This window comes from Cohnella sp. (assembly GCF_041641335.1).
Lineage (GTDB): Bacteria > Bacillota > Bacilli > Paenibacillales > Paenibacillaceae > Cohnella.
The window spans coordinates 71,472-98,046 of sequence record NZ_JBEPYQ010000008.1 but is presented as its reverse complement, the minus strand read 5'-3'; the positions used below and the strand labels follow the sequence as shown (position 1 = coordinate 98,046).

At 58.9% G+C, this 26,575-nt stretch carries 23 protein-coding genes; 21 read left to right on the top strand and 2 right to left on the bottom strand.

Annotated features, from left to right (window positions below; translation table 11 throughout):
• Positions 1-14: 14 nt before the first annotated feature.
• The 18 genes from ACESLM_RS04355 (at position 15) to ACESLM_RS04270 (ending at position 21,828) form a co-directional block, all read left to right on the top strand.
• On the top strand, positions 15-1,820 hold the full coding sequence (locus ACESLM_RS04355; protein WP_372630151.1) for a cache domain-containing sensor histidine kinase: 1,806 nt from the start codon (positions 15-17) through the stop codon (positions 1,818-1,820).
• On the top strand, positions 1,795-2,913 hold the full coding sequence (locus tag ACESLM_RS04350; protein WP_372630150.1) for a response regulator transcription factor: 1,119 nt from the start codon (positions 1,795-1,797) through the stop codon (positions 2,911-2,913). Before ACESLM_RS04355 ends, ACESLM_RS04350 begins: the two co-directional genes overlap by 26 nt.
• Before the next feature lie 113 nt (positions 2,914-3,026).
• Positions 3,027-4,748, top strand: coding sequence for an ABC transporter substrate-binding protein (locus ACESLM_RS04345; protein ID WP_372630149.1), 1,722 nt, complete (start codon positions 3,027-3,029; stop codon positions 4,746-4,748).
• A 94-nt stretch (positions 4,749-4,842) separates the two neighbouring features.
• Complete coding sequence (locus tag ACESLM_RS04340; protein WP_372630160.1) at positions 4,843-5,787, top strand: ABC transporter permease; 945 nt, start codon at positions 4,843-4,845, stop codon at positions 5,785-5,787.
• A gap of 12 nt (positions 5,788-5,799) precedes the next feature.
• The gene (locus ACESLM_RS04335; RefSeq protein ID WP_372630148.1) at positions 5,800-6,720 is read left to right on the top strand and encodes a carbohydrate ABC transporter permease; all 921 of its coding nucleotides are present in this window, start codon (positions 5,800-5,802) and stop codon (positions 6,718-6,720) included.
• 203 nt (positions 6,721-6,923) lie between these two features.
• Complete coding sequence (locus ACESLM_RS04330; RefSeq protein ID WP_372630147.1) at positions 6,924-7,625, top strand: GntR family transcriptional regulator; 702 nt, start codon at positions 6,924-6,926, stop codon at positions 7,623-7,625.
• Between the two features lie 22 nt (positions 7,626-7,647).
• Positions 7,648-9,150: a sugar ABC transporter ATP-binding protein gene (locus ACESLM_RS04325; RefSeq protein WP_372630146.1), complete on the top strand. Its 1,503-nt coding sequence runs from the start codon at positions 7,648-7,650 to the stop codon at positions 9,148-9,150.
• On the top strand, positions 9,134-10,120 hold the full coding sequence (locus ACESLM_RS04320) for an ABC transporter permease (RefSeq protein WP_372630145.1): 987 nt from the start codon (positions 9,134-9,136) through the stop codon (positions 10,118-10,120). The genes ACESLM_RS04325 and ACESLM_RS04320 overlap by 17 nt, the downstream gene beginning before the upstream one ends.
• Positions 10,121-10,197: 77 nt before the next feature.
• Complete coding sequence (locus ACESLM_RS04315; protein WP_372630144.1) at positions 10,198-11,172, top strand: substrate-binding domain-containing protein; 975 nt, start codon at positions 10,198-10,200, stop codon at positions 11,170-11,172.
• A 104-nt stretch (positions 11,173-11,276) separates the two neighbouring features.
• Positions 11,277-13,499, top strand: a complete 2,223-nt coding sequence (locus tag ACESLM_RS04310) for a glycoside hydrolase family 20 zincin-like fold domain-containing protein (protein WP_372630143.1) — start codon at positions 11,277-11,279, stop codon at positions 13,497-13,499.
• On the top strand, positions 13,496-14,641 hold the full coding sequence (locus tag ACESLM_RS04305) for a M20 family metallopeptidase (RefSeq protein ID WP_372630142.1): 1,146 nt from the start codon (positions 13,496-13,498) through the stop codon (positions 14,639-14,641). The genes ACESLM_RS04310 and ACESLM_RS04305 overlap by 4 nt, the downstream gene beginning before the upstream one ends.
• Before the next feature lie 34 nt (positions 14,642-14,675).
• Positions 14,676-15,065, top strand: a complete 390-nt coding sequence (locus tag ACESLM_RS04300) for a RidA family protein (RefSeq protein ID WP_372630141.1) — start codon at positions 14,676-14,678, stop codon at positions 15,063-15,065.
• A gap of 24 nt (positions 15,066-15,089) precedes the next feature.
• Positions 15,090-15,830 (top strand): MBL fold metallo-hydrolase, encoded by a 741-nt coding sequence (locus tag ACESLM_RS04295; RefSeq protein WP_372630140.1) that lies wholly within the window; start codon positions 15,090-15,092, stop codon positions 15,828-15,830.
• Between the two features lie 40 nt (positions 15,831-15,870).
• On the top strand, positions 15,871-17,034 hold the full coding sequence (locus ACESLM_RS04290; protein WP_372630139.1) for an aminotransferase class V-fold PLP-dependent enzyme: 1,164 nt from the start codon (positions 15,871-15,873) through the stop codon (positions 17,032-17,034).
• A gap of 32 nt (positions 17,035-17,066) precedes the next feature.
• Complete coding sequence (locus tag ACESLM_RS04285) at positions 17,067-18,104, top strand: zinc-dependent alcohol dehydrogenase (RefSeq protein ID WP_372630138.1); 1,038 nt, start codon at positions 17,067-17,069, stop codon at positions 18,102-18,104.
• Positions 18,101-19,099, top strand: coding sequence for a Gfo/Idh/MocA family protein (locus tag ACESLM_RS04280; RefSeq protein ID WP_372630137.1), 999 nt, complete (start codon positions 18,101-18,103; stop codon positions 19,097-19,099). Before ACESLM_RS04285 ends, ACESLM_RS04280 begins: the two co-directional genes overlap by 4 nt.
• Positions 19,100-19,165: 66 nt before the next feature.
• On the top strand, positions 19,166-20,053 hold the full coding sequence (locus ACESLM_RS04275) for a fumarylacetoacetate hydrolase family protein (protein ID WP_372630136.1): 888 nt from the start codon (positions 19,166-19,168) through the stop codon (positions 20,051-20,053).
• Positions 20,054-20,073: 20 nt separating this feature from the next.
• Positions 20,074-21,828, top strand: coding sequence for a methyl-accepting chemotaxis protein (locus ACESLM_RS04270; protein WP_372630135.1), 1,755 nt, complete (start codon positions 20,074-20,076; stop codon positions 21,826-21,828).
• Between the two features lie 57 nt (positions 21,829-21,885).
• On the opposite strand, the gene fabV is transcribed toward ACESLM_RS04270, so the two are convergent.
• Positions 21,886-23,082 (bottom strand): enoyl-ACP reductase FabV, encoded by a 1,197-nt coding sequence (gene fabV / locus ACESLM_RS04265; protein ID WP_372630134.1) that lies wholly within the window; start codon positions 23,080-23,082, stop codon positions 21,886-21,888.
• 368 nt (positions 23,083-23,450) lie between these two features.
• On the opposite strand from fabV, the gene ACESLM_RS04260 reads away from it, so the two are divergent.
• The 3 genes from ACESLM_RS04260 to ACESLM_RS04250 all read left to right on the top strand — a co-directional run bounded on the left by ACESLM_RS04260 (position 23,451) and on the right by ACESLM_RS04250 (position 25,547).
• Positions 23,451-23,936 carry a M15 family metallopeptidase gene (locus tag ACESLM_RS04260; RefSeq protein ID WP_372630159.1) on the top strand — a complete coding sequence of 162 codons (486 nt, stop codon included), beginning with the start codon at positions 23,451-23,453 and terminating at the stop codon, positions 23,934-23,936.
• 197 nt (positions 23,937-24,133) lie between these two features.
• On the top strand, positions 24,134-24,469 hold the full coding sequence (locus ACESLM_RS04255) for a DUF4190 domain-containing protein (RefSeq protein WP_372630133.1): 336 nt from the start codon (positions 24,134-24,136) through the stop codon (positions 24,467-24,469).
• A gap of 22 nt (positions 24,470-24,491) precedes the next feature.
• Entirely contained in the window at positions 24,492-25,547 is a 1,056-nt protein-coding gene (locus ACESLM_RS04250; protein ID WP_372630132.1) for a hypothetical protein, read from the top strand.
• Between the two features lie 145 nt (positions 25,548-25,692).
• Here the strand turns inward: ACESLM_RS04250 and ACESLM_RS04245 are convergent, their stop codons facing one another.
• Positions 25,693-26,445 carry a 3'-5' exonuclease gene (locus ACESLM_RS04245; protein WP_372630131.1) on the bottom strand — a complete coding sequence of 251 codons (753 nt, stop codon included), beginning with the start codon at positions 26,443-26,445 and terminating at the stop codon, positions 25,693-25,695.
• Between the last annotated feature and the right edge of the window lie 130 nt (positions 26,446-26,575).

Below are 26,575 nucleotides of genomic sequence, written 5' to 3'. Positions count from 1 at the left end.
AGGAGGCATCCCGCATGCGTAATCCGATTGGCGGACTCAGCTTCGTGAACAACATCCCGCTGAAATGGAAGTTCACGCTGATCTACTTGATGTGCGTTCTGGTGCCGATCCTGACGATCAACGTCCTCTTCTTCCGGCAAATGTCTCAGCACATTCAATCCCGGGAGCAGAATAACCTTCAAATGACGATTGAGCAGGCGGCCAAGAAAGCGATGAATATGATCGAGGGAGGCGTCACGCTCAGTCATTCCGTTGCGACGGATCGTACGTTATACGAGGTGCTGGACAAGGAATACACCGATGTCGTCGAATTTTACGACATCTTCAATGAGGGGCTGTCCGGCAAGATGAAGCCGTTCATGTCCGCCTATACCTACGTCGAGAATATTTCGGTGTTTACGGAAAATCCGACAGTCGTGAGCGGAAGCAACTACTTCTTCCTGGATGCAGCGGCGAAGCGAAGCCCTTGGTACGAAGCGGCTGCCGCGTCCCCATCGTCCGTCCAGGTTCTCATGTACACCGATGTCGATCCCCTGAACGCGAAAGGGATTAAAGACTATTTCAGCATCGTGCGCAAGCTGAACGATTACCCGTTGTACGGGCGTTATGCCAAATATTTGCGTATCGATCTGAAGCCCAGCAGCTTCGACGAAATCTTGGAAGAGGAGAAGCCGTATCTGTCGCTTCGCCTGCTGGATTCTCAGGATCGGATTCTGTTCCCCTCTTCTCTGCATATGAAGCCCGTTGCCGGGGCTGACGTCCGCGAAGACGACAAGCTGACGTTCCGAAGTCCCCTTGGGAATCCATCTTATATTCGCGGATGGAAACTGGTCGGTCTTGCGGAAGAAGACCGCTTTCAGACGGCCGTCCAGAGCTCGAGCCGTTTCATCTGGATGCTGGCCGCGGTCAGCACGCTGCTGCCGACGACGCTCATCTTCGTCATGCTGCGTTCGTACAACTACCGGATTCGCCGGTTGTCCCGCCATATGGAGAAAGCGAAGAATGAGAAATTCGACTTGATCGTACTGCGGGAAGGCAAGGACGAGATCGGCGGGCTGATCCGCAGCTATAACCGGATGGCCGCCAAGATTGAGTCGCTCATTAACGATGTCTATAAGCTCGAAATCCAGCAGAAGGATATGGAGCTGGAGCGGATTCGCGGCGAGATGAAGCTGCTGCAAAGTCAGGTCAACCCGCATTTTCTGTTCAACACGCTGAATGCCCTGCTCGTCGTCAGCGCGAAGAACGGCTATTCGGAAGTGACCGACTCCATCCGCAATTTGTCCCAATTGCTTCGCCGGATGCTGAGCTGGTCCGACGCTCCCGTTACGCTGCAGGATGAGCTTCATTTTACGGAAATGTACTTGAAGATCGAAAAGTTCAGGTTCGCGGATCGCTTCGACTATCAGTTCGACATCGAAGAGGAAGCCGCAAGCTGCCTCGTGCCGAAAATGTGCATCCAACCGCTTGTCGAGAACGCGTGCAAGCACGGATTGCAGGTGGTCAAAGGGCAGCGCGTGATACGGATCGAAGCCCGGCGAACGGACGCTTATTTACACTTGCAAGTCGAAGATAACGGCAAAGGCATGGACGAGGAACGGTTACAAGAAATCCGAAGCTTGATGAACGGAAGTCTCGATTCGGACGAGAACGTGGGCTTGCGCAACGTTTATAAGCGGCTTCGTTTCCAATACGGGGAGCGGGTCGATTTTTCCATCGACAGCCGTCCGAACGAGGGCACGCGGATCGGATTTCGGATTCCCGCCATGACCGCAGACGAAGGAGGGGGCAGAAATGTATTCGGTGCTTCTGGTGGATGACGAGCCGTGGGCGATCGAGGGCTTGCGGATGTTCGTGGATTGGGAGGGGCTCGGCTTTCGCGTCAGCGGCTCTTGCGAGAACGGCGTCGAGGCGCTGGCTGCGGCGCGCGAGGCTCTGCCGGATGTCATCGTGACGGACATCCGAATGCCGGAGATGGACGGTTTGGAGCTGATCGGACAATTGCTCGGGGGGCGGGGCGAGGGAGAATCGCCCGAGATCGTCGTGCTTAGCGCCTACGGGGAATTCGCCTATGCCAAACGCGCCATGCAGCTCGGCGTCTATCACTACCTGATGAAGCCGATCGTCGGGGAAGAGGCGGCGGAGGCCCTGCAGCGAATCCGCTCGAGGTTGGATAGCCGCCGCGCTTCCCGCCAGAAGGCCGGCGAAGTCGGGGAAGCGATGCTGCCGGCTCTGACCGCGCAGCGGATGAAGGATGTGCTGCAAGCGATCGAAGAAGCGGACCGGACCCGGGCGGCGGATTTGATCGATCGCTTGTTCCGGGAATCGGAAGGCCGCTCGTTGGAGTGGGCGGAGCTGTTCGGGGGCTCCTTGTCCGTCCAATGCGGCAAGCTGATTCGCGAATCCGGCGGCGATCCGGCGTTGTGGCCGAGCTCCCGCACGAGTCCGAATTCGGCCGTCGGAGGGGACGCCGGACCGGCTTCCGTCCGGATGCGCCTTCTCTCGTACGCGGAGCAGGCGATCGCCGCGTTGCAATCGATCCGCGAGAGCAGGCCCGGCAGCACGGTTGCCGAGGTCGATCGGTATGTTCGGGATAATTATCGCAGCCCGCTCACGATTCGGGACGTGGCGACGCGGTTTTATTTGAACCCCGTTTATCTGGGGAAAGCCTATCAAGAGAAGTTCGGATGCGGTTTGCTCGACAGGATCCATGATTTGAGGATCGCCGAAGCCTGCGAGAAGCTCCGGACCACGTCGGAGCCTGCCGGCGCTATTGCAGAGCGGGTCGGGTATGCGCATTACCCGCATTTTCTGCAGCATTTCGATCGGCGGATGGGCCGAAAGCCGGCCGAGTATCGGGCCTCGGAGGGGTTGAAGATCGGCAAGCCAGCGGAACGCGAAACCGATTTTTAAGGGGGATACCCATTTAATCCGTGAATTGCAAACGCATTCAAGAAAACGTTATCATGAACTCAGCAAGGCGAAAGCGCGCCGTCTTGCGTCACATCCGCTAAGGAGGATTTTACATGGGGGTTCGTGCTAGAAAAACGGCTTTAGGACTGCTTATGCTGATTCTGGCGTTCAGTGTCGTCGCATCGGCATGCTCCAAGAGCAGCAACAATGAAAGCAGTTCGACTTCTCCGAGCGCGAGCGGCTCTTCGCCCGCCGCCAGCCCGTCCGAATCCGGCTCGCCCGAAGCGACGGTGGAGCCATTAACCATCTCCTTGTTTACGGCTGCTACGGGACCGATCCCGACGGACGACAACAAAATCTACAAGGAAATCAAAGAGCAGCTCGGCGTGACGCTGAAGGAAGAGTATCTGGTCGGCGATATCGAGCAGAAGCTCGGCGTTATGATCGCCGGCGGCGATTACCCGGATATGATCACGGCGAATGCGAAGCTGACGGCGGCCAAAGCGGTCATCCCGCTGGAAGATCTGATCGAGCAGCACGCGCCGAACTTAAAGAAGCATTATGGAAAAGTGTGGGAACAATTGAAAGATCCGGACGATGGTCACATTTACTGGATGCCAAACTACGGGGTCTATCAAGGCGACTTCAGCTCGACGGAATACTACGGTCCGGCCTTCTTCATCCAGAAGGCGGTGCTCAAGGAATTCGGTTATCCGAAATTCAAGACGCTGGACGAATACTTCAAGCTGATCGAAGATTATGCGGCCAAATATCCGGAAATCGACGGTCAACCGACGATCGGATTCACGGCGCTCGCTTTCGACTGGCGCGACTGGGGCCTGCGCAACGCGCCGCAGCATTTGGCCGGCCATCCGAACGACGGCGGCGTCCTTGTCGATCCGGTTACGAACGTGGCAACGCTATACTCCGCTACGGATACGGCGAAGCCGTACTACAAAAAGCTGAATGATATCAACGCCAAAGGCTTGATGGACAAAGAAGCGTTCGCGCAAAACTATGACCAGTTTTTGGCGAAGGTGTCCAGCGGCCGCGTGCTCGGCATGTTCGAGCAACGCTGGAACTTCGGGCAAGCCCACGATTCGCTCGTCTCTCAGGGCAAGTTCGAACGCACTTACGTAGGCTTTCCGCTCGTCTATGACATGAACACGACGGACTACTATCTGGACCGTCCGCCGATCAACTTGATGAACGGCTTCGGCATCACGGTTAATGCCGAGGATCCGGTGAAAATCATCAAGTTCATCGATACGATGCTGTCGGAGAAATGGCAGAAGCGCCTCAGCTGGGGCGAAGAAGGCGTCGATTACCTCGTCGGCGACAACGGACTCTACTACCGGACGCCGGAAATGCGCACGCAGCAAGAGGACGTTACCTGGAAGCAAAAGTTTAAAGCGGAATCGCTTTGGGGATATCTTCCTAAATTGGAGGGCAAATATCCGGACGGCAACGCCGATGGCGCAGCCAATCAGCCAGACGAATTCTTCGCGAATTTGAAGGACATCGACAAAGAAGTGTTGTCCGCTTACGACCGCAAGACGTGGACCGAATTCTTCTCGGTTCCGCCGGATAACCGCGTATCGTATCCGGCATGGAACATCGATCTCATCGAAGGCTCGCCGGCGAAAGTAGCCAACCAGAAGATGAAGGATCTGGATTTCAAGCTCTTGCCGAGGGCGATCTTGAGCAAGCCGGAAAACTTCGAGAGCGTATGGAACGATTACGTCACGCAAATGGGCAAGGTGGATACGAAAGCTTATCTCGATCGAGTCAACGAACAGCTCAAGTGGCGCGTAGAAAATTGGACCAGTAAATAAGACGAAGGAGACGGGAGGTTGGAGCGAATGTTCCGGCCTTCCGCTCGTTAGAAATAGGAGGCGGAAATCGATGACGCGGCAAACGGTCCCAAAAATGAATATCGCACCTCAGCCCGCACGGCGGACCGAATCGTTCTGGAGCCGCGTGATCCGCCAGCGGCAGCTGATCTTCATGTCTTTCCCGATGTTGTTATACGTCCTTGTCTTTGCCTACGCTCCTATCTGGGGCTGGTTGATGGCCTTCCAGAGCTACAAGCCGGGCTTCTCCATTACCAATCAGACCTGGGTGGGGCTCGATCAGTTCCGGTTTCTGTTCCTGGACGAAGGCTTCACCCGGGTATTGCGCAATACGATCGCAATGAGCCTCATCTCGCTTATCCTGGGCTTCGTCACGGCGATCGGCTTGGCGTTGTTGATGAACGAGATCAAAAAAACCGGCATCAAGCGGTTGATCCAGACGATCTCGTATCTCCCGCACTTTCTGTCCTGGGTCATCGTGACCGGTCTTGTTTCGATGGCGTTGTCTACGGAAGGCGGCATCATCAACGACGTGCTGATGAAGCTCCATATCATCAAAGAACCGATTCTGTGGCTGGGTGAAGGCAAGTACTTCTGGGGCATCGTCGGGATGACCAACGTCTGGAAAGAAGTCGGCTGGAACACGATCATTTACTTGGCGGCTATCGCATCCGTCGATCCGTCCCTGTACGAAGCGGCGGAGGTGGACGGAGCGGGGCGCTTTCGCAAAATTTGGAACGTGACGCTGCCCGGCATAAGGCCGGTTATCGTCATCCTGCTGATCATGAACGTCGGTTGGATTTTGAACGGCGGCGGCTTCGACATTCAATATTTCCTCGGCAACGGACAAGTGCTCGACTGGTCGGAGACGATCGACATTTTCGTCCTGAAGTACGGCTTGCGAATCGGGAACTACTCGCTAGGCGTCGCGGCCGGCATTTTCAAAACCGTCGTCAGCATTGTGCTGTTATACTGCGCGAATACGATCGCCAAACGTCTCGGCGAAGAGCGACTCATATAAGGAGGGCTCCGCATGCAAACGGTCAGGTATAAATTCAAAACGGAGCCGTTTCTGTTCCATACGTTCAACTATTTGTTCATGCTGTTCGTCGTGGTCGTCACGCTGTATCCTTTTCTTAACACGCTGGCGATCTCGTTCAACTCGGGCATCGACACGACGCGGGGCGGCATCTATGTTTGGCCCCGGGAATGGACGCTCAAAAACTACGTAGCGGTCTTCCAAAGCGGGAAGGTGTTCGACGCGTTCTGGGTGTCCGTGGCCCGGACCGTGATCGGCACGGTGGTCAGCGTGTTCCTGACGGCCATGCTGGCGTATACGATCAGCCGCAAGGAGTTTATATTTCGCAAGCCCGTGACGTTGATTTTCGTGCTTACGATGTACTTCAGCGCCGGTCTCATTCCTTCGTACTTTCTGATCAAGGATCTGAACCTGCTGAATACGTTCCTTGTCTACATTCTGTTCCCCGGAGCCGGGGCGGGGCTGATCAGCGCGTTCAATATGCTCGTCGTCCGCACCTACATTCGTTCGCTGCCGGAAAGCCTGGTCGAATCCGCCAAGATAGACGGAGCGAGCGACTTCAAAGTATTCATAAGCATCATTTTGCCTCTCTGTACGCCCGTCCTTGCGACGATCGCGTTATTCACGGCCGTCGGGCAGTGGAACTCTTGGTTCGACACGTTCATTTTCGCCTCGTCCAGGCAGGAGTTGAGCACGCTGCAATACGAGCTCATGAAGCTGCTTTCTTCGACGGTGAATTCGAACGCCAATCCGAGCTTGTCTTCTACGGCCGCCAAGGACACCGCCACGATGATTACTCCACTGTCGATCCGGGCGGCCATCACGATCGTCGCGTCGGTGCCGATCCTGTTCGTGTACCCGTTCCTGCAGCGGCATTTCGTCTCGGGTTTGCAGCTAGGCGGCGTGAAAGAGTAAGGCTCAATCTACCAGAAATCAGAAACAGCGGTGCGAGGAAAACTTCCAAGCGCCGCTATTTCTTTATTTTCGCCGTTAAGCAGCATAGAATAGCTGTTTTTTTTTATTGCCAAAAAGATTCTATATAATATATTATATATAATATAGAATGATGGATGCGCAAAATGAGTGAACGCTTCTATTCGAATGAGGGGGATGAAAAGTTGAAGGAGACGATCTCAAGGCAATATTTTGCCGACAAGCAGAACATGGGCCACGATCTGGTTGAGTATTTCAAGCAAGAAATTCTTGCCGGCAAGCTGAATCCGGGAGACCGGATCGTCGAGACGAAGTTCGCCCGCGAGCTCGGCATCAGCCAGACGCCGGTAAGGGAAGCGGTCAGACAGCTGGCGGGGGAAGGAATCGTCACGCTCGTGCCCAATCGCGGTCCGGTCGTGAACGAGCTGGGCGCCCGCGACATTTTCGAAATTTACTCGCTTCGGGCTTCGATCGAGGGGCTGGCCATCCGGTTGGCCACGCAAATCGCCTCGGATGAAGCGATCGCGGAGTTGGAACGCTTTTATGAAGAGATGAAGGTGAAGGTTACAGATGATGGCATCGGCACTCTGTTGGAGGAATCGCTGCATATTCACCATTCGATTATGAAGCTGTCGGAGCACTCTCGGCTGCTGCATGCCTATGAGTCGATTTCTTTCCAGATTGCTCTGGTCAACCGCATTCTTGGAAACGAATCCACGAAGGAGAAAGAAGTGGAGCAGCACGCCGAACTGATTGAGGCGCTCAAGGGACGCGATCCGGACAAGGCGGAGCTGACGATGCGCAAGCATATTTATCGTTCTTACCGGGAGTGCATGGACCTGAAGGAAGACGAGACGGAGGGCTTCGGGGCCCATCTTTGGTTCTGATTGTTCCGGGGGAGGGCGGGTCATGAGCGATATCGTGTTAAAGATGAGGGGCATCACGAAGTCGTATTTCGGAGTCAAGGCGCTGGACGACGTGTCGTTGGAAGTCAGCAGGGGCGAGGTTCACGCGTTGATGGGCGAGAACGGGGCCGGCAAGTCGACTCTAATGAAGATTCTGTCCGGGCTGGTCAAGCCCGACGCAGGCGAAATCGAATTCGAAGGAAGCAAGGTGCAGATCGCCGATCCGCAAGCGGCGCTGAATCTCGGCATCGCGATGATTCACCAGGAGCTCAACCCGATTCCCGAGATGACGGTGTCGGAAAATATTTTTCTCGGTCGTGAGCCGAGGTATCCAGGAACGCCGTTCATCCGCAAGAAACAGCTCGAGGAGCAGACGAAGGGGCTGTTGGAGGAGTATCAGTTTCACGCCGGGCCGAATACGAAGGTCGGTACGCTCAGCGTGGCGCAGAAACAGATGCTGGAGATCATCAAGGCGATCTCTTACGACGCCAGGCTGATCATTATGGACGAACCGACGTCGGCGTTGTCCGAGAACGAGGTCAAGACGCTGTTCCAGACGATAGAGAGGCTGAAACGGCAGGGCGTTCCGGTCGTCTACATCTCTCACAGAATGGAAGAGATCTTCTCGATTACCGATCGGATAACGGTGCTTCGCGACGGCAAGCTGATCGGCGTCCGGAATACGCGCGAGACGGAGGTCGACGGCTTGATCTCGATGATGGTCGGTCGGCCGCTGGACGCGATCTATCCTAAGGAAGAAGCGTCCATCGGGGAAACGGTGCTCGAGGTTCGCGGCCTTACGCGCCTTCCCCATTTCAAGGACATTTCCTTCTCCGTTAGGCAGGGAGAGATCCTCGGTATCGCGGGTCTGATGGGAGCGGGACGAAGCGAAGTTATGCGCGCGCTGTTCGGAATCGACCGAGCCGACGGCGGAGAGGTTCTGATGACCGGAGAGAAAATCCAGGTCAAGCATCCGAGCGACGCGATCCGCCACGGCATCGCCTTCGTCACCGAGGACCGGAAGGAGCTTGGGCTCGTGCTCAGCCGTTCGATTCGCGAGAACATGACGCTGTCAAGCCTGTCGAGGATCAGCGCGGGCCCGTTCGTCTCGCGGTCGGCCGAAGCGGCCGCGTGCGACGACATGCTGTCCGGAATCCGCATCAAGATGAACCGGATGGAGCAGGAAGTGCTGACGCTTAGCGGCGGCAATCAGCAGAAGGTCGTCATCGTCAAATGGTTGCTGACTTCGCCAAAGCTGCTGATTCTGGACGAGCCTACGCGAGGAATCGACGTCGGAGCCAAGGCGGAAATCTACCGCATGATGTCCAAGCTCGCCCGGGAGGGGCTGGCGATCGTGATGGTTTCGTCCGAGCTGCCGGAGGTGCTGGGCATGAGCGACCGAATTCTGGTCATGGGCGAAGGGGAAATTCGCGGAGAATTCCTTCGGGGCGAAATCACGCAGGAACAAATCTTGGAATGTGCACTCGGGGGTGGACGCATTGCTTAGCGGCATGCCGGCATTACGGCAGAAGTTCGTCAAGGACGGAAATTCTTCGGAAATGATGCGCAAATACGGTCTGATCGCGATTCTGCTCGGCGCGGTCGTCATTTTAAGCCTCGTCTCGGACACGTTCCTGACCGTCACCAATTTGATGAACGTGCTTCGCCAGGTTTCGATCAATGGCATTCTTGCCGTAGGGATGACCTTCATTATTTTGACGGCGGGCATCGATCTTTCCATCGGCTCGCTGATGGCGGTCGCGGCGGTTATCGCGACGAGCATAGTCGCGCATGATCCCGGAGCGGTAGGTTGGGCGCTGCTGGCTGGAGTGGCGGCAAGCGGCCTGCTCGGAGGAGTCAGCGGAACGATGAGCGCCAAGCTGAACGTCGCGCCGTTCGTGGCGACGTTGGCGATGATGACGATTGCCCGAGGCATCGCCTTGATCTACACGAACGGCAGACCGATCGTGGTTAACTCCGATCCGTTCAAATTTTTGGGTCAGGGCTATATCGGCCCGATCCCCGTTCCCGTCCTGATTTTCATCGCGGTAACCGCCGTTATGGGCATCGTTTTGTACAAAACCAAGTTCGGCCGTTACGTCTACGCGATCGGCGGCAACGAGAATGCATCCAAAATCTCCGGCATACGCGTGGACAGAGTCAAAATCTGGGTGTATGTCATCAACGGTTTCCTGGCCGGACTGGCCGGCATTCTGCTTTCTTCCCGGATCAGCTCCGGACAGCCCAACAGCGGCATGGGGTACGAGCTCGATGCCATCGCCGCGGTCGTCATCGGCGGAACCAGTCTGTTCGGCGGACGAGGCTCGCTGCTGGGCACCATCGTCGGCGTGCTGATCATCGGCGTCATCAACAACGGATTGAATCTGCTGGACGTCTCGTCGTACTGGCAGCAGATCATTAAAGGTCTGATCATTGCCGGAGCGGTCATTCTGGATCAGCGCGCCAAGCGCAACTGACCGGGGAATCAGAGGGGCGCCCTCAAGGGCGAATCTGATTGTATAGATCATAAAGCGACATGGGAGGAGCAAAGGGTATGAAGAGAAAGTCGGCGTGGAAGTGGTTGATCGCGGGGGTAGTGACGGCCGTCGTATTGACGGGGTGCGGCGGCAAGAACAATGCCGGTAGCTCGGCAAGCGGGGGCGAGGCGGCGTCCGGCGGCAAAGGCTATAAAATCGGCGTGGCCGCGCAAGGACTGTCGCACGAATTCATCAAGTCGCTCGTGGAGTCGATGCAAGAGAAGGCTGGCGAATTGAACGTCGAGCTCGTCGTAATGGATAGCCAGGACAAGATCGAGGAGCAGCTGAACCAGGTCGATACGCTGGTCGCCCAGAAAGTCGACGCGGTCATTCTGAACGCGGTCGATCTCGTCGGGTCGAGTCCGGCCGTAGACAAGGTAAAAAAAGCCGGTATTCCGCTGGTAGAGGTCATTACGTACACGGAGAACGAGAATTACGACGTATTTGTCGGAACGGATCCGAAGCAATCCGGGGTCATGATGGGCGAGATACTGGCGGACAAGCTCGGCGGCAAAGGCAACGTGGCGCTGCTTCAAGGCCAGATCGGCCATTCCGCGGAGATTACGCGCGGCGCCGGCCTGCAGGAAGCGTTGTTCGACAAGTATTCCGACGTCAAGAAAATCACCGAGCAGACGGCCAACTGGAATCGCGACGAAGCGATGAGCATCACCGAAGACTGGCTGCAGCGCTTTCCGGAAATTTCGGCGATCGCGGCGCAGAACGACGAAATGGCAATGGGAGCCCTTCAGGCGGTGGAAGCCGCTGGCCGCTCGGACATTATCGTCGTTGGCATTGACGGCATCGCGGACGCCATGAAGGCGGTCAAGGAAGGACGCCTGGCGGCGACCGTTCTGGACAACGTTACCGCTGAGGGCAAACGCGCCGTTGAGGTTGCCGTCGGACTGATCAAGGGCGAGAAGTTCGAGAAAAAGGAATTGGTCGATTACGTACCGATTACCGGAGACAATATCGGCCAATATTTGGCGGAGTAACGTTCCGCGGGGCGATGGCCTCCGCTATCGGGGCATACGGACGGCTCGAACCTCCGTATGCCCGTCTTTTACCGCGATTTTTACGGAATAAGGAGGCTATGGCTATGAGCGACGCTCTGGGCAGGTACACTTACTCGCTGCTTCCCGTGCCGAAGAGCGCGGTTCGGGCGGAAGGGGAAGTCGTTCTCCGGAGGGAATCGATCACGGTATACATGGAAGGACTTACCGCTGCGCAGACCGACGTGGTCCTGAGCGAGCTGCGGGAGGCGGGCTTCGGACAGATTCGTACGGCGTTCGGCCGAACGGAAGCCGATCTCGCGATTGCGGCAGGCGAATCCGTCCCTCGGGACACGCGGGGCCGGCTGGAAGAACAGGCCCATCCGGAGCAATCTTATCGGCTGACGATCGGAGACGGCGGCGCGGTCATATACGGAGGCGGAGGGATCGGCGCGTTATACGGCTTGGTCACGCTGCTCTCGCTGCTGAAAGAATCGCCGGACGGCGCGCTGCCGGCAGCGGATATCGTCGACGGGCCGGACGCGCGGAAGCGGATCGTGTCGCCGACTCTGACCTGGTACGCAGGGTTCGCCCGCGCCGGCTTCGGCACGCAGCTGTGGGAAGGAGCGCGCTGGAAGACGTTTGTCGACTGGTGCTTCAGGCATAAGATCAATGCGCTTAATCTCGTGATGTACGGCTACTGGCCGTTCGAATTTCCGGAGTATCCGGAAACCGTGCTGCGCGATCTGAAGGTGCAAACCTGGTCCAAGGAGATCGGGGATTGGATCGAGGTATCGTTTACCCACCCTAACCTCCGCAAGCCGTTTCTGGAAGAAATCATTCGTTACGCGAACGACAGAGGCATCGACATGTACGCTTACATCGGCCTCAACTCGTATAGCGGCGGCTATCCGGTAGCGCATCCGGAGAGCAGGGGTCAACTGAGCCGGGAGCTGCTGGACCAAGGACATGTGAACAATTACGACTCCTTGTGCGCGTCGAGAAAAGACGTTCGCGACTACTTGATCGCCAGCGTGAAGCGGATCGAGCAGCTCGGGTTCAACGGACTCGTCTTCGAGGAGAGCGAGGAAGTCCAGTGGTTCTGCCAATGCGAGGCGTGCAAGGAGAAGTACGGACACCTGCCGCCCAACGACGCCAAGCATTCGGTGTCGGTCGAGCTGCTGCGGGCTTACGAAGAGGTTCTTCGACCGGAGACGATGATCGCCGTCCGCTGGCTGCGCGAGCCTCCGATCGTCAAGGAGCGGGCGGTGCTGGAAGCATGGAGGGACAAGCTTCCGGAGAGGGTTAAGCTGTTCTGGGCGCCGGGGCTGGAGGACGACGACCGGGAGTTCCTGAAATGGGTCGAGGTGTTCGGGCCCGAGCGGATCTGGTCCCGCAACTGCGAGGGAAGCGGCTTCGCGGCCAGTCTCGGCCGCATCCCGTACCTCATTCCGGACACGTTCCCGGACAGCTTGAAAAATTACGCGTTCCAGCATCTATGGAACGACATCTCCCAATTCCAGGGCGCCGTGAACACCGGATGCGAGGGGATCAACGGTTACGGCTTCGAATGGTACGGGCACGAGCTGTTCTTCATGGCGGCGGCGCAGTATGGGTGGAACGCCTGGTCGCACAATCACGGCGAGTTTCTGGCGCACGCGGCCCGGCATCTGTTCGGCGAGGTCAACGGGGCGCGCTACGAGCGGCTGATCCGAACGCTGCCGTGCATTCACGAGACGCAGATTTGCGACACGCTCCCGTCCTTCCCGTTCATGCCGAACAAATATATCGGCGACGATGGTCGGCGGTATCTGGAAGATTGCGAGATGGCCGCCGAGAGTGCGCTCGACGATCTGGAAGCGATTCTGGCGACGCCGGGACTGTCGTCGCTTCAGCGCGAGTCTGCGGAAGCGACGCGGATCATGGCGTTGCGGATGAGAGAGGTCATTCGCGCCGGCATCTTCTTCAATCGCTATCTTGACGAGCGCGACCGGGGACGGAACGACACGGAGCGGCTGGAGAGGCTGGCCGACCGCGCGCTCTATCACGCCGAGGAAGATTACAGGCTGATCAAGGAGCATTACTTCGACACCAAGGAGCATCGCTGGACGGGCGTCGCCATTGGGGAATATTACATCCCTCAGGTGATCAACGAATACAGGAAGATGTTCGCCGAACGGCTGGGAGAGCGGTATGCGCCGGACGAGGACGCCGCTTATATCGTCGGAGGCGAGAGCCTGCCGTGGGAATGGCTGCTGGAATGGGGGCCTAAGATCGCCCGGGCCGAACCTAACGCCGCGATTCGCGGACGGGAGGGAGCGAAGGCATGAGCCGGCGAGCCGTGGAACTGCTGGAGAAGCTGATCGCCATCCAGAGCGTCAATCCCCACTACGGGGAAGAAGCTCAGGGGGAGATGGCGATCTCCCGGTTCATCGAGGCGTACTGTCTTCAGGCCGGATTGCGGGTAACCCGCCAGCAGGTATTGGACGGCCGGGACAACCTGATCGTCGAATTGCGTTCGGGGCATCCCGAATCGGTGCTGCTGTTCGAGGCGCATATGGATACGGTGTCGCTCGGCAGCATGCCCCGGCCTCTTGAGCCCGTTCGGCGGGACGGAAAGCTCTACGGAAGAGGAGCCTGCGATACGAAAGGGTCGCTGGCGGCGATGATCGTCGCGCTGGAGGAATGCGCGGCCGAGCCGGAGCGGCTAAGCTCGGACCTGGTGCTCTGCGCGTCCGTGGACGAAGAGCACGCCTTTCGCGGGCTGCTGAAGTTTCTGGAGCTGGACCTGCCGGTCGCGGGGGCGGTCGTCGGAGAGCCGACCGAGATGAAGATCGTCGTCGCGCACAAAGGCTGTGTCCGATTCGCGGTGCATACGTTCGGCAGGGCCGCGCACAGCTCCGTTCCGCACGAGGGGGAGAACGCCATCGTCGCCATGGCCGAGATCGTCCGCCATATCTCGGAACGGATGGCTCCGGGCCTGGCCGATATCCGGGATCCGCTGTGCGGAGCCGCCACCGTGTCGATCGGCACGATTCAGGGCGGAGAACAGATCAATATCGTGCCGGAGCGCTGTACGATTCGGGTCGATCGCCGGATCGTTCCGGGGGAGGACCCGGAGGAGGTCATGGCCGGCATCGAGCGGGAGCTCGAAGCTTTCTGCGCCGGGCAGGGCATTCGCGCCGAGGTCGAGCGGCTGCTGCTGGATTACGCGCTCGCTACGCCCCATGACGCGGGAATCGTGGGAGCCGCCCGGGCGGCGGCGGAGCGACTGGGGCTGCCGGGCGGTCTCTACGGCGAAACCTACGGGAGCGATGCGAGCAAGCTGCAGGGCATCAAGGGAATTCCTTCGATCGTATACGGACCGGGTTCCATCGATCAGGCGCATTCTCCCGAAGAGTGGGTGCTCGTGTCGGAAGTCGAAGAGGCGACGCGTTTCTACGTTGAATTGGCCCGGTCTTTCCGGGCATGAACGCCACCGAAGATAGCGATGGAGGGGACAACGGATGAAAAAGGAAATGATTCGCACCGAGCAGGCTCCGATGCCGGCCGGCAGCTACTCGCAGGCGGTCAAATACGGCAATCTGATCTACGTCGCGGGCACGTGCCCGTTCGAGCTCGGCAGCAAGACGGTGAAGTACCCCGGGGATATGGGCAAGCAGACGACGCTGGTGCTGGAGTATATCGGCCGCATTTTGGAGGCTGCCGGATCGTCGCTCGATCAAGTGCTGAAGGTCACCGCTTTTATCGACGATCTGGATCGGTTCGCGGAATACGACGAAGCCTATTCGGCGTTCTTCCAAGTCGATCCGCCCGCTCGCAGCACAGTGGAGATCGGCAAGTTCCCGCCGGGCATGCGCGTAGAAATCGAATGCATCGCCGGCACCGGCAATTAACGGCGGGACGGGAGCGGACGTCGGATGAACATTAGCGAAAGCGTATATTTGGTAGGAAGCGGAAAGTACGGCATGGAACTGAGCGAGTCGATGGACTGCAACGTCTATTTGCTGGACGGCGGGAACGAGTGCGCCCTGATCGATGCAGGGGGAGGAATCGAGCCGGAGCGGATCGTGGCCAACATCGAGCGAAGCGGATTTGCGATGGAACGGGTCCGGTATTTGCTGCTCACTCACGTTCATGGCGATCACGCGGCAGGTGCCGCCTATTTTCACGACCGATATGGCCTGGAGGTCGTCGCTTCGAGGGATGCGGCTCCGTGGCTGGAGGCGGGGGACATGGACAAGACCAGCCTGAATCACGCCAAGCGCGGCGGAGTATACGATCCGGATTTTTCCTTCCCGGCTTGTCCCGTATCGAGATGCGTCGGCGAAGGGGACGCGGTCTTCGTCGGAGACATCGGGCTCCGGGTCGTCGACACCCCGGGACATGCTCGGGGGCATATCAGCTTTTTGTGGGATGGGGAGAAAGGGACGCGGAGCCTGTTCGCGGGGGACGCCGTTTTCGCCGGAGGCAGAGTCGTTCTGCAGTATGTCTGGGATTGCCATATCGAAGAGTATGCCCGTACGATCGAGAAACTGCATCGACTGGACATCGACCGTCTGTATCCCGGGCATGGCCCATTCCTGCTGTCGAACGCAGGCCGGCATATCGGGAAAGCGCACGACTGCTTCAGCCGGCTGGAGCTGCCGCCGAATTTATAGACGACGCGAACGGCGATCCGCGCCGGAAGGGACGGTTTTAATGATGGAAGCATTGTGGGATAAGAACGACTTTATCGGTCTGGACCGAAGCTCGTGGTTTTTCTGCGGGGCGGAGGCGCCCGTGCACCGGAAGGTGCTGGAGGCCGTTACGGAATATATGCTCGCCCGCTCGAAGGGGCCCGGGGGGCGGGAGCGGAACGCGGAGGCGGAATGGGCCTGCAAAACCAACCTGGCCTTGCTGTTCGGGGGAAGCGCGGAGAATGTCGCCCTGATGTCGAACTCGTCGGAGGCGATCTCGATGGTCGCGCAGGCGCTGCCGATGCGTCCGGGAGACAACGTCGTCATCAACAACCTCGAGTTTCCTTCGGGGGTTCTTCCCTGGCTGGCTCTGAAGCGGCAGGGCGTGGAAGTCCGGGTCGCGAAGCACAGCAGCTGGGGAATGGAGACGGATGCGATCCTGGAGCTGGTCGACGAACGCACCCGGCTGGTCATGACGAGCCACGTCAGTTACCTGTCGGGCACGAGGATCGATTACGTCAAGCTTTACGATGAGCTTCGAAAGACGAACGCTCTGATGCTGTTGGACGCGACCCAATCGCTGGGCGTCGTGCCGGTGGATATCCGCCACACGGACATTCTCGTGTGCAGCTCTTACAAGTGGCTGCTGTCCACGCACGGCGCGGGCATTCTGGCGCTTAATCCGGGGCGGTCCGCAGATCTCGTTTCGACTTACGTCGGCTGGCGAAGCATAGCGGGAGTCCCCGGGGGAGACAGATTCGCTTCTTACGCCGTGCATACCGACTCCAGACGTTTTGAACTCGGTTATCCGAGCTATCCTACTGTCTACGCGCTCGAATGCGCCACGCGGCTGTTGTTGGAAACCGGCATCGACAGGATCGAACGCCACGTGCTGGCTTTGGGCGCGCAGCTGATCGAGCGGTTAAGCTCCCTCGGACTTCAGGTCATGACGCCGGACGATCCGGCGCGCCGCGCCGGCAATATCAGCTTCGCGCATGGCGGCGCGGAACGGATCGCCGCCCGCTTGGCCGCCCGGAACGTCTACGTGATGGGCGGGGACGAGCGCTTGCGCTCTTCGATTCACGCCTTTAACGACTCGGCGGACATCCGCCGGCTGGTCAATCTGCTGTCGGTCGAGCTCCAAGAAGAGGAGAAGGCGGAGCCGGGCAAGGACCATTCGAATTGATATCGCCGCATGGATCGGAGGAGAAACCCATTATGCAAGCACTTGTATGGACGGCTGCGGAGAACATGGAGTATATGGATTCTCTAGACAGGCCTGCGCCGGGAGAGGACGAAGTTCTGATCCGCGTGGAGGCGGTCGGAATCTGCGGATCGGAAATCGAAGGTTATTTGGGCCATAACAGCTTGCGCGTACCGCCGCTGGTCATGGGGCATGAGTTCTGCGGAAGGATCGTGGAACTGGGCAACCGCGCGGCCGGACTCAGCGTCGGCCAGAAGACGGTCGTCAACCCGCTGCGTCATTGCGGAACGTGCGCCGCTTGCCGCAAAGGAAATACCCAGCTGTGCGCCGTTCGCCGGATCGTCGGCATTCATCGTCCGGGAGCGTTCGGCGAATACGTGGCCGTGCCCGCGGCCAGCGTCGTTCCGGTGCCGGAGAGCCTCGATCCGTTCCGCGCCGCCCTGGCCGAGCCGCTTGCCTGCTCGCTGCGGGCGACGCGGCGAGCGATGCAGCGCCATTCATTCGCCAATGTCGTCGTGTTCGGAGCCGGCGGGATCGGCATTCTGTGCGCCAAGACGGCGAAGCTGCTCGGCGCGGAACGGGTCATTATGCTCGATACGCAGGACGAGCGCCTTAACATGGCGGCTGAGGTCGCGGCAGACGCCACGATCAATCCGCGGTCTGCGGACATCCGGGAAGCGATCGGCCGCATCGCGGGAGAGAAAGGCGTGGACGTCGTCATCGACGCGGCCGGCTTCCAGCCTACGCGTACGGCCGCCATGTCGATCGTCAATGCCGGAGGCACGGTGATGAATATCGGGCTGGGCATCGACGATACGGTGCTGCCGATCAACGCCCAGATTCGCGGCGAAATCGAGCTGCTGGGCTCTTTCTGCTACAACGAGCAAGATTTTCGCGACGCCGTCGACCTGCTGATCAACGGCAGCGTCACCGAGGAGGGCTGGACGGAGATCCGTCCGCTGTCGGCCGGCGGGGACGCGTTCCGGGATTTGGTCGGAGGGCGCGTGAAGTCGGGCAAAATTTTTCTGGCAGTGGGCGGTGAACAGGCATGAAGAAGTTAAAAGTCGGCATCATCGGCCTCGGAAGCTGGGGTCTGAGCCATCTGGAAGCGTACGGCCAGCTGCCGTTCGCGGAGGTCGCTGCCGTATGCGACGCGAATCCCGAACGGCTGCGCATCGCCCGAGAGCAGTACCGGGTGCCTAACGTCTATACCGATGCCGATGCAATGCTGGCCGGGGAGCCGGACATCGAGCTGATCAGCGTCGTCACTTACGAGCGCAACCATCTGCAGCCGACGCTGCTGGCCCTTCAAGCGGGCAAGCACGTCATCGTCGAGAAGCCGGTTACGACGGTTCCCGAGGAGGCCGAACGGATGCTGGCCGCTTCCCGGGAGTTCGGCCGCTATGTCATTCCCGGCCACCTGCTCCGTTTCGAGCCCAAGTATGCGGAGATCAAGCAGATTATCGCCGACGGACGGATAGGAAAGCCGATCAGCATCTACCTGAAGAGATCGCGGGAAAACGGCCTGTTCGCTACGTACCGCCGTACGCACACCGTCTACGAATTGATGATTCACGATTTGGATCAGGCGATCTGGTATGCGGACAGCAAAGTGAAAAAAGTGTACGCGACGGGCTGCTCGGTTACGGGAGAGGAGTCGCCGGAAGTGCTCTGGGCGCAGCTGCAGTTCGAGAACGGAACGGTGGCCGTGCTGCACAGCAATTGGATGACGCCGGATGCCGCGGGCATCGCCATCAACGATTATACGGAGGTCATCGGCGCAACGGGCATCGCGCATTTCGACGCGGGCCTTGCCGGCGTACAGGCGTGGACCGGAACCGGCCGGGGGACGACCGACGTCTCGATTCACCATCGGCAGCGCGGCAGGGTCATCGGCTGTCTCGCCGATCAATTGAACTACGTCGGACAGTGTATTCTGTACGGTCGCGCTCCGACCGCGGTTTCCTTCGAGGACGCGCTTCACGGGGTCGAGGTCGCGGAGGCGATCGTCAGGTCCTCGCGGCAGGGGAAAGAGATTGTGCTCTAAACGTTCGCGTCGGCCGGAGCGCCGACGTTATCCAAATTACGGATCGAAGGAAAGGAAGAAGCGGGTGTGAGACTGGTACAATTTACGAAGCGCGCGGAGCCGGGAGGAGAACCGAGACTGGGCGTGTGGCGGGAGGACGGACGGGTCGCTGCGGTGCGCGAAGCGACTTCGATGAAGGCGTGGATCGAGCGCACGGCGGCCAGCGGAGATCCTGCGGGGCTTAACCGCGCGCTGGCCGATTACGCCGAAGAGCTCTACGAATTCGGGGAAATCCGGCTGGAGGCCCCGATCCATAATCCCGAGAAAATGATCTTCGTGGGCCTCAACTATTACGATCATGCGGCGGAGTCGAATATGGCGGTTCCCGAGGTGCCGGTGCTTTTTCCGAAATACGCGAATTCGATCGTCGGCCCCGAGGACGACGTGATCATTCCCGAGGAAGTCTCCCAATGCGACTACGAAGTCGAGCTGGCGGTCGTGATCGGAAGAAAAACGAAGCGGGTATCTCCCGCCGAAGCGATGGCGGCCGTGTTCGGCTATACGATCGTCAACGACGTCAGCGCCAGGGACATTCAATTGACCGAAGGGCAGTGGACCCGCGGGAAGGCGATCGATACGTTCGCGCCGATGGGCCCCTGCATCGTGACGAAGGACGCGATCTCCGATCCGGGCGAGCTGGATTTGTCGCTGATCTTGAACGGTTCCGCGATGCAGCAGGCCAACACGAGAGATCTCATCTTCGACATTCCCTATTTGATTTCGTTCCTCTCGCGTACGATGACGCTGATGCCTGGCGACATCATTAGCACGGGGACGCCGCCCGGAGTCGGGCTGGGACGGAAGCCTCCCGTATGGTTGAAGGACGGGGACGTGACGGAAGCTCGCGTGCAGGGGATCGGCTCGCTCCGCAATCGCTACGTTCAGGAGCAGAAGGAGTCTGACCCGCGGGCTTAAGCGGCAGGGAGGGAATGGCATTGACCGGATTTCGCTTCAAAATCGGCTACAAGATTACTCTGGGCTACATCGTTTTGCTGCTTTTTCTGGGGGCTTCGCTGCTCGTCGTGTCGGGAACGATCCGATCTCTCCAGGGCGAGATCGAGTCGCTTTCCGACCGGGATCTTCGCATTCACGAAACGACTCACCTGCTCGATAAGTACGCCGCGAACATGGAAACGGCTCTGTATCGGGAGATCATCATCGGGGACAAAGTCGATCTCGAGACCTACGCAGGGGAGAAAGCGAAGTGGCAGCGCGAATACGACGCGCTGAAGACGCTGTTCGATGGCAATGCGGATCAAACGAATCGCCTGACGGGCGTGGCCGGAGCCATGGAGCGTTGGTACGCGGTTTCCGACAAGGCCGCGGAGACATTGTCCTATAAGAACAACCCTTCGGAGGCCGTCGGTTTTTTCGCGGAAAATCCGGGGAAGCAAGCGATGACGGGAATGAAGGAACAGCTCTCTCGGCTTCGCCAATCCGAGAAGTACGTCACGGAGAAGCGCGTCGCATCTTTAATAGAAGCCAACGACAGCCTGCGCACGCTGCTCTATGCAACGGCCGCGGTGCTGACGGCGCTGACGATCGCGTTTTCCTGGACGATATCCCGCAACATTACCCGCAATATTAAGCGGGTAACGTCCGCGCTCGCCGATATCGCGCGTTCCGGAGGCGACCTGACCCGGCGCATCGCGGTCAAGGCATCCGACGAGACGAGGGAGTTGGGAGAAGAAACGAACAAACTGCTCGCCTCCATGCAGACGATGATGCGCCTGATCCAGGGACAGGCTTCGCGGCTTTACGCCGTGTCCGAACAGGTCGGCGACGGCACCGCCGGAACGGTCAAGATCAATGGGGAAGTGATCCAGGCCGTTCGCAGGGTGGCGGCAGGGGCGGAAAACCAGGTTTCCCAGACGGAAGAAATCACGGCCATCATGCAGGAGAACATGAGCGGGCTGGAGCTTGCCGCAAGCGGCACCCGGCAGGTCGCCGAGCTGGCGAGAACGACGCAGGCCGCCGCGGAGAGCGGCAGCCGGAACCTGGACCAGACGCGGGAGGAAGTCGCCAAGATCGACCGGGCGTTCACGGACATCCAGCAGAGCGTCCTGCAGCTGTCGGAGCAGTCCGGCCAAATTCTCGGGATTGTCGAATACATGGGCGACATTTCCACGAAAACGAATCTGCTCTCGCTTAACGCGACGATCGAAGCCGCCCGCGCCGGCGAGCACGGTCGGGGCTTCGGAGTCGTCGCGGCGGAAATCCGCAAGCTGGCCGATCAGACGGCCAGGTCGGCGGGCAATATCGAAGAGACGCTCAAGCGCATGAACGAAGACGTCGAGACGATCGTACGCTTGATCGAAGACAGCTCGAAAACGGTATATGCCGGAACGTCCGCCATCCGCGATGCGGAGACGAATGTACGGCAGATCGTCGGCAACGTCGACGCCCTGACCGCGCAGGTCATCGAAGCCGCATCTTCCATCGGCCAAATCGCGGCCGGCAGCGGCAACGTCGTGCGCTCCGCCGAAGAGATCGGGCGCATCACGGAGGAAACGTCCGCGTTCACGGAACAGATGTCGGCGATGGCGGAGGAGCAGACGGCGGTGCTGAACGAACTGGCGCGCACCTCTCGGCAGCTGCTTGAGGTGTCCGAATCGCTGAGGGAAGCGGTCGGCCATTTCAAAGTGGACGGCGACTCCGACGTTTCCTCGTCTTCTCGTCCGTCTGAATAAACTAAGGGGCTGTTCCGGATGGAACAGCCCCTTAAGTTTATTCGGACGAGCCGAAGATCAAATCGCGTTCGGGACGACGACGCCCGGATCGACGTCCGCTTCGTAGTCGACGCCGTCCGTCTCGAAGCCGAACAGCTGGAAAAACTCGCGTCGGTAGCCTTCCAGATCGGTCAGCTCGTAAATGTTGGCCGTCTCGATCCGATTCCAGATGTCGGCCACTTCCTTCTGAACGTCCTCTCTCATCTCCCAGTCGTCGATCCGGATGCGGCCCGCCTCGTCCACCGGAACGCTGTCCGCGTTCGCAGCGTACAGGCGGTCGGCGAACAGGCGGTACATCTGCTCGATGCACCCTTCGTGAATGCCTTTCTCCTTCATGACTTTGTACAGCGCCGAGATATAGAGCGGAACGACCGGAATCGCCGAGCTGGACTGCGTGACGAGAGCTTTGCCGACCGTAACGTAAGCGCGTCCGCCGCCTGCCGCGAGCTGTTCGTGCAGCTGCTTCGCCGTTGCTTCCAGATGGTCCTTCGCCCGTCCGATCGAGCCTTGGCGATAGATAGCCTGCGTCAGCTCCGGCCCGATGTAGGAGTACGAGATCGTCGTCGCATCGGGGGCGAGCGCGCCTCCCTCCCGCAGAGCGTCGATCCACATCTGCCAATCGTCGCCGCCCATGACGTCTACGGTCGCTTGGATCTCTTCCTCCGTAGCCGGCTCCAGCGTTACCAGGCTTACTTCCCCGTCATGGAAATTGACGGTCTTGTTCGTATAAGGCTGTCCGATCGGCTTGAGCACCGACGTGGACGTCTCTCCCGTGCGCGGATTCGTCCGACGAGCGGTGGCTACGCTATAGATGACCAGATCGACCTGTCCGAGCTCCTTGCGGATCAGATCGACCGTTTTCGCTTTCGTCTCGTCCGTGAACGCGTCTCCCGTGACGCTGAACGACTTCAGCCCGGCCTCTTGGGCCGCCGTCTCGAAAGCCGCGGAATTGTACCACCCCGCGGACGCGGTTCTTCCCCCGGAGCGTTCTCCTTGCCGGTAGACGCCTACGGTATTGGCGCGCGCGCCGAATGCGGCGACGATGCGGGCCGCGAGGCCATAGCCTGCCGATGCGCCGATCACGAGCGCGTTGCGGGGCCCCTGGATTGCCGGTCGTGCCTGGACGTAATCGATTTGCTGACGGACTTGCGCGGCGCAGCCCTGCGGATGCGCGGTCGTGCAGATAAAGCCGCGGGTTCTTGGTTTGATCATCATTGTGCGTCGTTTTCCCTTCTATGCTCGATTGCCATAACGTCTATTTTAACGAATTTTCGCGCAAACGGAAACTCCGGCGGCAGGGGACCGCCCTGCACTCTCGCAATCTCTTTTTCCGTCCCGGCTGCTGAAAGATTAAGAGAAAATTAAGGATATCGCCGCCAGGATTGGTTACCCTAATAAGGTACCTCTGAAATAAAAAACAAATCGGGAGCAGGCAGGAAAACCATATGAACGCAATAAACAGGGAAACTGGAGCTTTCAGGGCTCAGGCCGCAGTGTCGAGGCCGAGGAGACGGAGAAAAGGACGGGCGCTGCTGGCAGTCCTGGCGGTTGCCGCGGTGATCTATGCGCTGATAGAGGTCAAAATGATAGAGAGGCTGCTGCCGATAGAATGGTTTCGCGAGGTGCCGCCGGTGACGGGCCTGCATCCGGTCGTCGCGGAAAACCGGGACCGACTCGTCGCGCAGAGCAAAGCCATCGGCATCGACGTAGTTATTACCGACGATTTTCGCAGCGAGGAGGAGCAGAACGCTCTGTATCGGAAAGGGCGCGGCGAGGAAGGGGCGATCGTCACGCAGGTGAAGGGCGGGGGCTCTTATCACAACTACGGCCTGGCCATCGATTTCGCGCTGCGGATTCCGGGCGGGGACGTCATCTGGGATTTAAAGTACGACGGCAACGGCAACGGGCAGTCGGACTGGATGGAGGTCGTGGACATCGCCAAGAAGCTCGGCTTCTCGTGGGGAGGGGATTGGAAGTCGTTCCCCGATTATCCTCATCTGCAGATGGACTTCGGCTATTCGATCGGCGAACTGCAGCGGGGATGGCGTCCTCCCCTTCAGCCGGAATAGAAATCGCTGTAAGCGTGCGGAGTCGGGTTGGAGCCGCGAAAGAGCCGGCGGAGTTGCTGTAACCGCGCGGAGTCGCTTGGTCTATCGATCATCTCAAGCAGGGTCGGCTTCAATGCCGCAGCTTACGAATTTTGAATGCTCACGTCCTTCCCGATCGAGTATAATGGATATATTCATATGAACAGGGAGGATTTACCTTGGACCATCATCAGCACGATTCGCAGCGCTACGACTATATTCCTCCGCCGCCCGCCTATACGCCGCCGAAGACGAACGGGAAGTCCATCGTGGCTCTCGTACTGGGCATTCTGGCGGTTTCGCTTCCGTATATCGGATTTCTGATCGGCATCGTCGCCATCGTATTCGCGTCGCTGTCGCTGAAGGAGATCAAGAGAAACGGAGAACAGGGGCGGGGCATGGCGATCGCGGGGCTCGTCTGCGGAATCGTCGGCACGGCGATCTATGCCATTCTGCTGCTTATCGTTCTAATCGCTTTCGTGACTTTTGCCGGGGCGACTTCGTCCTTTGCCTAGCAGCCGATAAGGAGGGTGACCTATGGTCGCATCCAGACTTCCGCGTTCCGCTTCCGGTTTTGTCGTTATCGCGCTTCTGATCGTTGCCGCGAACTTGGCGACCTTGCGCGTATTCGCGCTTAGCGAAGAGGAGCCTATGCTCGTGTATGCCGCGATGGTGGACTTCATGCTCGTTATTCCGTTCTTCTACTGGGTGATGGTGCTGCGGCGCCGCGGCCGCTCGATCGCGGGCGTCATGGCGCTGCCGCTGCTGGGAGCGGCGGCGGTGTGGGTGCTCGTGCCGCCGGGACAGAGGGCGATGGTGTGGGGGTCGGCGTGGCCGGTCGAAGCGGTTATCGTTGCTGCGGAGCTCGCTTTCGTGATCTTCGAAGCGAGAGTCGTATACAAGCTGATCCAAGGCTACCGGGTCGCCGCCCGGGAGGAGAAAGATACGATGGAAGCTTGGCGCATCGCGCTGAGAACCGGTTCCGACGGTGGCGGAGGCAAGTTGGCCTCGATCGTGCATCATGACATCGGGATGGTCTACTATCTGCTATTCTCCTGGAGGAAAGGCCGGGCGAAGACGGGAGACAGCTCCGAGCTTACATTCACTTATCATAAAAAAACGAACCAGATTTTGTACGCCGCCTTCTTGACCAAGGTGATCGTATTCGAAGCCGTCGCCCTCCATCTGCTCGTCTCGCAGTGGTCGCCCTGGGCGGCCTGGATACTGACGATCGCCGATCTATGGCTGTTGGCCTTGATCTGGGCCGATTGCCGGGCCTCCGTCCTCCAGCCGGTGAGATTGGATGAGGACCGTCTGCGATTGCGGTACGGCCTGCGCATTCAAGCGGATGTCCCGCTGGCTTCGATTGCGGGCGTCATCAGCGCGGTCGAGCTTCACCCGGAACGAGAGGACATGAAGCATGCCCTCGGTCCCGTTCTCGGCACGCCTAACGTCTGCATCGAGCTGTGCCGGGAAGAAAAGGCTGAAGGCATGATGTTCATGCCCAAGCCGGTGAAGCGCCTGTACTTGGCTATGGACGAACCCGACGCCTTCGTACGGGAACTGGAGCGGCGGATGGAGTCGCGTACGTAACCGAACAAAGGAGAGGGCTGTCTCATTAAGTAAAGTTGCTAGAGATGATCGATAGAAAAAGAAGGGAGACACATCCCCCTTGCACCTTGATCGTCGATTATCTTTCAGAGCAACTTAAAGTGCTTATGGGACAGCCTCTTCGCGTTCATTTTTTCTTGTCCAGCTCGGAATGGAAATAGTCGCGCAGCTCGGCCGCTTTCCTCGGATCGGTCAGCGGAATCTTCTCGCCGAGATAGCTTTCTACGAAAGCTTCCCAGGTTTGAGGCTTCTTCTGCGCCAGCATCGTTCGAACCGCGTTCTTGACCAGTCTCCGTTCCTTCGAATTGGAGAACTGGTCCTTATACTGCTGCTTCAGTTCGAAGTTCAGGTCGGAGAAAATTTTGCGGAACACCTCGGAGGTCATCCGCGCGTCGTCGAGCGCGCGATGCGCGGAGCCTTCGGCGACGATGTCCAGATCCTGCAGCGCGGCTTCGACGCTGACGTCGTTCGTCACCTTCTTATAGCGCAAATAACCTTTCAGCAGATCGAAATAGTGGACACCGGTCCAGTAGGTCTCGTTCAGCTTGTGCATGCGCGTGTCGAACATGATTCGCTTGACGTCCTCGCCGCCCCAGGTGACGAGCAGGAACGAGTCGACGTCTCCGAGCCATTTCTCGAATTCCGCGATCACTTGGGGGAATCCCGGAGCGACGTCGATCTCGTGCTGGGGAATTCCCGTTTTCTTCTTGATGAAGCTGTTTAGTTTGGAGAAGTAGACCGGCTTGATCAGCGACGAAAATTCGTCCACCGCCTTCAGCGACTCATCCAGCCGCACGGCTCCGATCTCGATGACCTCCATGGGCAAATCGCTGGCGAACTTCCGCCCGTTAAATTCGATATCGAGAATAATGTAGTTCAATTTCCAACCCCCGCTCTCTAACTCGCGTTTTCCATTTTACCAAAAACCCGAGCGCTTCGCTCGCTTAATCGACGGATTTGCGGAGGGCTCGGGCGATTTTCGCGCCATGGTCGCTCGTACCGGCCAAAGG

What these genes read in the sequence shown, in the direction of transcription:
- ACESLM_RS04355 (WP_372630151.1), top strand. Translation starts at nt 15, where the DNA reads ATGCGTAATCCGATTGGCGGACTCAGCTTCGTGAACAACATCCCGCTG.
- ACESLM_RS04350 (WP_372630150.1), top strand. Translation starts at nt 1,795, where the DNA reads ATGTATTCGGTGCTTCTGGTGGATGACGAGCCGTGGGCGATCGAGGGC.
- ACESLM_RS04345 (WP_372630149.1), top strand. Translation starts at nt 3,027, where the DNA reads ATGGGGGTTCGTGCTAGAAAAACGGCTTTAGGACTGCTTATGCTGATT.
- ACESLM_RS04340 (WP_372630160.1), top strand. Translation starts at nt 4,843, where the DNA reads ATGAATATCGCACCTCAGCCCGCACGGCGGACCGAATCGTTCTGGAGC.
- ACESLM_RS04335 (WP_372630148.1), top strand. Translation starts at nt 5,800, where the DNA reads ATGCAAACGGTCAGGTATAAATTCAAAACGGAGCCGTTTCTGTTCCAT.
- ACESLM_RS04325 (WP_372630146.1), top strand. Translation starts at nt 7,648, where the DNA reads ATGAGCGATATCGTGTTAAAGATGAGGGGCATCACGAAGTCGTATTTC.
- ACESLM_RS04315 (WP_372630144.1), top strand. Translation starts at nt 10,198, where the DNA reads ATGAAGAGAAAGTCGGCGTGGAAGTGGTTGATCGCGGGGGTAGTGACG.
- ACESLM_RS04310 (WP_372630143.1), top strand. Translation starts at nt 11,277, where the DNA reads ATGAGCGACGCTCTGGGCAGGTACACTTACTCGCTGCTTCCCGTGCCG.
- ACESLM_RS04305 (WP_372630142.1), top strand. Translation starts at nt 13,496, where the DNA reads ATGAGCCGGCGAGCCGTGGAACTGCTGGAGAAGCTGATCGCCATCCAG.
- ACESLM_RS04300 (WP_372630141.1), top strand. Translation starts at nt 14,676, where the DNA reads ATGAAAAAGGAAATGATTCGCACCGAGCAGGCTCCGATGCCGGCCGGC.
- ACESLM_RS04295 (WP_372630140.1), top strand. Translation starts at nt 15,090, where the DNA reads ATGAACATTAGCGAAAGCGTATATTTGGTAGGAAGCGGAAAGTACGGC.
- ACESLM_RS04290 (WP_372630139.1), top strand. Translation starts at nt 15,871, where the DNA reads ATGATGGAAGCATTGTGGGATAAGAACGACTTTATCGGTCTGGACCGA.
- ACESLM_RS04285 (WP_372630138.1), top strand. Translation starts at nt 17,067, where the DNA reads ATGCAAGCACTTGTATGGACGGCTGCGGAGAACATGGAGTATATGGAT.
- ACESLM_RS04280 (WP_372630137.1), top strand. Translation starts at nt 18,101, where the DNA reads ATGAAGAAGTTAAAAGTCGGCATCATCGGCCTCGGAAGCTGGGGTCTG.
- fabV (WP_372630134.1), bottom strand. Translation starts at nt 23,082, where the DNA reads ATGATGATCAAACCAAGAACCCGCGGCTTTATCTGCACGACCGCGCAT.
- ACESLM_RS04260 (WP_372630159.1), top strand. Translation starts at nt 23,451, where the DNA reads ATGATAGAGAGGCTGCTGCCGATAGAATGGTTTCGCGAGGTGCCGCCG.
- ACESLM_RS04250 (WP_372630132.1), top strand. Translation starts at nt 24,492, where the DNA reads ATGGTCGCATCCAGACTTCCGCGTTCCGCTTCCGGTTTTGTCGTTATC.